This window comes from Draconibacterium sp., assembly GCF_041583095.1.
Taxonomy (GTDB): Bacteria; Bacteroidota; Bacteroidia; order Bacteroidales; family Prolixibacteraceae; genus Draconibacterium.
Map to the genome: position 1 here is coordinate 1 of NZ_JBFHGM010000303.1, position 5,857 is coordinate 5,857.

Annotated in this window: 4 protein-coding genes; all 4 read right to left on the bottom strand. The window is 42.0% G+C overall.

The window, feature by feature from the left end; all coding sequences use genetic code 11:
* Positions 1 to 140 precede the first annotated feature (140 nt).
* From ABZB17_RS19625 to ABZB17_RS19640, 4 genes are read right to left on the bottom strand one after another with little or no spacing between them, the layout of a single operon-like run.
* Positions 141 to 1,637: an arylsulfatase gene (locus ABZB17_RS19625; protein ID WP_372652784.1), complete on the bottom strand. Its 1,497-nt coding sequence runs from the start codon at positions 1,635 to 1,637 to the stop codon at positions 141 to 143.
* Positions 1,638 to 1,639: 2 nt separating this feature from the next.
* The gene (locus ABZB17_RS19630) at positions 1,640 to 3,478 is read right to left on the bottom strand and encodes a beta-N-acetylhexosaminidase (protein WP_372652787.1); all 1,839 of its coding nucleotides are present in this window, start codon (positions 3,476 to 3,478) and stop codon (positions 1,640 to 1,642) included.
* 2 nt (positions 3,479 to 3,480) lie between these two features.
* Positions 3,481 to 4,269 carry an SGNH/GDSL hydrolase family protein gene (locus ABZB17_RS19635; protein ID WP_372652789.1) on the bottom strand — a complete coding sequence of 263 codons (789 nt, stop codon included), beginning with the start codon at positions 4,267 to 4,269 and terminating at the stop codon, positions 3,481 to 3,483.
* Positions 4,270 to 4,314: 45 nt separating this feature from the next.
* Positions 4,315 to 5,742 carry a hypothetical protein gene (locus ABZB17_RS19640; RefSeq protein ID WP_372652792.1) on the bottom strand — a complete coding sequence of 476 codons (1,428 nt, stop codon included), beginning with the start codon at positions 5,740 to 5,742 and terminating at the stop codon, positions 4,315 to 4,317.
* Between the last annotated feature and the right edge of the window lie 115 nt (positions 5,743 to 5,857).

Genomic DNA, 5,857 nt, shown 5'->3' on the forward strand with positions numbered 1-5,857 from the left:
CATAAGTTACCGCCCCGATGATAGGATCAATGTAATCAACCGCTTGCTTTTCATTTGATTGAGTACATGCAATCAAAAACATAATTCCTACAAACCCAATGCTGATATTCCTTATTAATCTCATAATTAGCTAAAATCGATTATTTCCCTTCCTTGAGTACATCTACCTCAACATCGTTACTTAAAGGTTCGCCTTTTGTTGTGCGCCCTTTTTTAACAACCTCCATCAATTCAGCAGTAAGTTCTTCTACTATTTCAGGATACTTGGCGTACACATTGTTTTGCTCTGCAATATCTTCTTCAAGATTATACAACTGTATTTCGGGCAACCCGTTGTTTCTTGCGGCTTTATCGGTAGGGGTTGTCCAACCGCCCGAACCGGGACAAAACTCCAGTTTCCAGTTGCCTTTCCGAATTGAAAATTTGCCTTGAATAGAATGGTGCACCACCACCTCGTATGGGCTTTCTTCATTTTTGTTGCTCAGTAGCGGCAAAATACTGTACGAATCTTCTCCTTCAGCTTCAGGAATGTTCTGACCGGTAATTTCGGCACAAGTTGCCAGCAGGTTGGTCAGGCAAATTAATTCATCGTTGGTAGAATTGGCCTCAACTACTCCGGGCCAGCGAACAATAAACGGAATGCGGTGGCCTCCCTCCCAGATATCAGACTTTGATCCACGAAACTGCGCACTGGCATAGTGCCCATATTCTTTTTCAAGTTTGTGGCCTTTTGCTACAGGGTATGAACAACCATTGTCGCTGGTAAAAAACACCAGTGTATTTTGTGCAATACCATTCTCTTCCAATGCTTGAAGTACCTGCCCCACCACGTCGTCGGTTTCCATAACAAAATCAGCATAATCGCCCATACCACTTTTCCCCTGCCAATCCTCGGAAGGCACAACCGGCGAGTGAGGTGAATTCAGTGCCAAATACAAAAAGAAAGGCTCTTGTTTTTTTGATTTTTCAGCAATGTATTTATTAGCATGGGTGCCTAAAAACTGAAGCATTTTAATGGTAGGCATGTTGTCGATTACCTTGCCATCTTTAATCACTGTTTCCATTGATGCCGAATGATGAAAACCTAAATAGGTATCGAAACCACGGGTAGTTGGTCCGTTTGGCACAATTGAACCTACCGGCGCAGGACTTGGTCTTCTTTGCCCATTTGGATACACATCAACCGGATTGCCTAATGAATCGTTAACGGCAAAACCCAAATGCCATTTCCCCATGGCTGCTGTTGTGTAACCGGCCTGTTTAAGCAATGCCGGAACTGTTAACTGATTTTCAGCGATTAATGGTTCAAACTCATGACCGCCTCCCAACACGCCATTTTGCAACCGGGACCGCCAGGCATAACGCCCAGTTAAGACCCCATAACGAGTTGGTGTACAAACCGAAGAACCTGAATGGGCATCGGTAAACACCATAGCCTCAGTAGCAAATTTATCCACTTGAGGAGTTGGTATTTTTCCACGCTCAGGATTTAAACATTGCACATCGCCATAGCCCAAATCGTCGCAGATAATATAGACAATATTTGGGTTTTCAACACCGGGTTCTGTGCTCTTATTCGTATTCGTACACGCTGAGAATGCGCCAATTATAAAGAGCAACACAAGTATTTTTATCATTTCTATCGTATTTTTAATTCGGTAATTTTTCCCAATAGTTTTCCGTCTTTATTAAATAAACCGGCTTTTACAGTGCTTCTGTTTTCTGCATTAAAAACACCTTTGTACTTGATTGCTTCAACCGATGGCTCACTTCCATCCGTGGTGTAACAGATGTCGTAAGCCGTTTCCGTGGTTAAGTACACTTTTGCGGTGTAGGATAATTTATCCAGTGCAAACGAACCATAAACGCTATACAAACTGGTTGAAACGTTCACTCCTTTTTTTTCTAATCTTCCGAAATGATTTTCCACTGCAGCTTGAAACCGGCTCCAGTCTTTTACTTCGGGTCGGCTCCAGGCCACCTCGGCATTGGCTAGGGTGCGCGGATAAAGCATGTATTCGCAATGTTCTTCGGTTGGGGTAAATTCGCCCCACAAGCAAGCTTCGGTTCCCAAAACAAAGGCAGCTTCTTTGGTGCTTAATTCTTCAGGGATAGGCTCGTAAGCATAAACTTTTGAAAGAGGCAATACCACTTTCGGGCCCTCAGGCTCCAGTTCTTGCGGTCCTTGTACCTGGCTGATGTACGAATGCGTATAATCTGTCATTATAGTTGGATAGCCACCTTTTGGGGCATCCACTTCGGGTGTATATTTCCCGCGACGCCAGGCCATTATAGTTGCTCCCTTTGCGCCTTTACCACTCAGAATCTCGTCCCAGCCAATCATTGTTTTTCCTTTGGCGCTTACCAATTTATTTACACGTTGAATAAAATGGCTTTGCAGTTCTTCCATGTCTTTTAAGCCATTTTCTTCCACTACCTTTTGGCAATGTTCGCACTTACGCCAGTTGGTTTTATTACATTCGTCGCCACCAATGTGCAAGTATTGGGTTGGAAACAATGCAGCAACTTCGGTAAGTACATCGTCTAAAAATTCGTAGCTTGTTTCTTTTCCGGCACAAACGGCATTATCAGGTGCCTTTCCTCCGGTTGCTACTTCAAAATTGGCTGAATCAACACAAGATAAAAAAGGATAAGATGCAATTAAAGCTTTGCTGTGCCCCGGCACATCAATTTCGGGAATCACTTCAACATTACGGATTCGGGCATATTCAATCACCTCTTTAATATCTTCCTGCGTATAAAAGCCACCAACGGTTTTAGGTTCATCGGGAGTAGCCAGTTCACGCTGCCACCAGGTAATTCCCGTGCGGTCGGCTCGCCAGGCACCTTTTTCTGTGAGGTTGGGATATTTTTTTATTTCAATACGCCAGCCCTGGTCGTCGGTTAAATGCCAATGAAATTTATTGATTTTGTAGGACGCAAACACATCGATTTGTTTTTTTACAAATTCCTTGGTTTGAAAATGGCGCGATACATCCAACATCATTCCACGCCAGGCAAAACGTGGATTGTCTTTAACCGTCATACACGGAATTTCAACCTTTTCGGCATTTAATGACATTGCCTGACGGAGTGTCTGTAACCCGTAGAACAAACCCGGATAGTCTTTGGCTTTCACCACAATGTTATCTTGCGATACTTCCAAAACGTACCCCTCGTCGGATATGTTTTCATCTTTCACTACTTCAAACAAAATAAAGTTAGAATATGGTGTTCTGTTTCCGGTTTTTACTTCCAGTTCCAAACCTGTATCATTATTCATCTTTTTTGAAAGATAGGGTGCGAAATCGCCCGCATATTTTTTCGGAATAATGACTCCTGTTTCAGGAGTAAGAATAAAATTTCCTTCTTTCAGAATTACTGATTCAGGTTGTGGGATGAAGGCCGGAGCATTCTTCTCAGCCCGCGCCACAACACCAGTTAACAAAACGATTAACAAATAAAATATCTTCTTCATAATTATATATTTTCAGCAATAATTCGTCCAACCTGTTTCCCTTGTTCTGTTTTTCCCAATTCGTTATAATGTACATTTCCGGGTTTAATTGCCCATTCATTCAGATTGGGTTTGGTAAACGAATACAGGTCGTTAATACGAATTGACGGATAGTCATTTAATACTTCCAGTGCGGCCTTGTTATATTTTTTACTATCGCCGGAAAAGCGCCCTGCAGCCCCTTCGGGCACAGGAGTAGTAGTGGCAAAAATTAACTTCGTATCAGGAAATTTAGCCTGTAAATAGTCGCAAATTCCTTTTAGCCTGGTTTTGTATTCGCAGATTGAAGAAACCTGCTTGCCATTCTCCTTGTCCAGTTTCCCACCTTTCAGGTATTTTAAATCGTGCAGCCCCACGTTAAAATGAATGACATCCCATTCAAAATCCCAGCCTCCTTTTAAATGTGGCTGAAACATGGCTCTTTCCATTTCCTCCAGTCCCGGAATCAGACGATCAGTTGATCCTCCGTTTCTTTGGAAACGAAAAACAGTGGCTTCGTTTTTCAACACCTCGCGAACAGTTGGCGTATATCCGATTGAAATGGAATCGCCGTACAAAAGCACATTCGGTATTCCTTTTCGTGGATGTACATATTCAAAAGCTCCTCCATCAGTTGGACACAGCTCCTCCCACGCGATACGGCAAATTTTCTCATTGCATTTTTTATTGCCTGAACCGGCAAAAGCCACAGGTGCGAAGCCCATTCCAAGTGTTCCTAAACCTGCTTTTTTTATGAATTTTCTACGTTGCATTTTTTGAGTTTACTTGTTTCGCAGAACTTGTTTTAGAATCTTCAATTACAACTGTACAAGCAGCGTATTAAACGATTTGGCATCCAGCTCAACGTTTATCGCTTCACCGTTGATGTTTAATTTCAACACACGATTTTTATCTACCTCGTTGTAGTTTAGAATTTTCACTTCGTTGGTTGTTGCAGCGTAAAACACCAATGTATTTTCATCACTTCCATCGGTGGTCAGTTTAACATCACCGGGCTTTACAAATGCACTAAGGTGTTTCATCAGGTAAAACTCAGGATTGTAAACAATTTCTTTTGTTTTGCTGTCAATCGAAATCATCGAGTTTTGTTTCCAGCCCCACTGACTTTTACCAGTTTCATCTAAAACCATATTCCAATACATATAGGCATTGGCACCATTCTCAAAATAATGCTTCATCAAACTGAAAGTATATTCTGCTGCTTTCCAGTCATTTGAGCCATCGCCACATTCGGTTTCGGTTTGCATTAACTGCATTGCCGGATATTTTTTATGAACCTCAGGGATTGCACCTTTACCTGCCCACTGAAAGCCAACACCTTTAACGTAATCCATCGTATTTTTATACTGAAGCACATCGTCAACCCGCTCAATTTGTGGGCGTTCAATTGTTCCCAACCAGATTTCCGCATCAATTCCATCTTTTTCAAACCGGGGAGCAAGATAATCGGCAATTAAGATTCCAAGATCCTGAGGTTTCCAAACACACGATGGAAAATTTTGTGCTGAATTGGGTTCGTTTTGAACATGAACTGCATAGATATCAATCCCCTCCTTTTTGTAGGCTTGAATAAATTTTGAAAAATAAAGTGCATAAGCCTGAAAATATTCGGGTTCGGTAATAAAACGCGATACCAGTTCTTCCATAGAGCTCAACTCAGGAGCTAAGTCGTTTACTTTTGCATCGGCACGGCACGCGTAATGTTTGTTGTGTTTCATCCACGATGGCGGACACCAGGGAGAAGCCCAAACCTGGATATTCGGATTTATTTTTTGCGCCGCGTGAATGTAGGGAATCAGGCGTTTTTTATCGCGGTCGATGGAGAAATTTTCCATTGCAAAATCACCTTCCGTTTCATTATGGCTGTACCAATCAACCGCATAATCGTTGGCCCCGATTGGCATGCGGCAGATGGTAAATTTACAGCCTGTTTCCGGGTCGAATAAATCGTTTAGAATTTGCTGTTTCTCTTCGGGAGTTACCATATTCAATGCCTCCCATCCCAATTCGTTAAAACATCCACCAAAGCCTGAGATGGATTGTTGGCGGTTATTGGTGTCAATATTAATAGCGATTTCAGCAAGTCCGGCTGTTGGTTCCGAAACAATTTCTTTTTTAACCCAAGGGTTCGAATCAGTTGTGCTTACCCAGGTTATTTCGGGTTGTTGGTTGCATGAAGCGAACAATGCAACAATAACCAATAAATTAAGAATTATCTTTTTCATGATTCATCAATTAAATACTGTTTAGTTCTTATTTTCCTTTAAGTCCTGATCAAATTCAACCATTTTATTCTTCAATAGTTGCACCAGTTCCTGATTTTCCGGTGCCATATTATTC

Coding starts and splice junctions, on each gene's coding strand:
- ABZB17_RS19625 (WP_372652784.1), bottom strand. CDS start 1,637: ATGATAAAAATACTTGTGTTGCTCTTTATAATTGGCGCATTCTCAGCG.
- ABZB17_RS19630 (WP_372652787.1), bottom strand. CDS start 3,478: ATGAAGAAGATATTTTATTTGTTAATCGTTTTGTTAACTGGTGTTGTG.
- ABZB17_RS19635 (WP_372652789.1), bottom strand. CDS start 4,269: ATGCAACGTAGAAAATTCATAAAAAAAGCAGGTTTAGGAACACTTGGA.
- ABZB17_RS19640 (WP_372652792.1), bottom strand. CDS start 5,742: ATGAAAAAGATAATTCTTAATTTATTGGTTATTGTTGCATTGTTCGCT.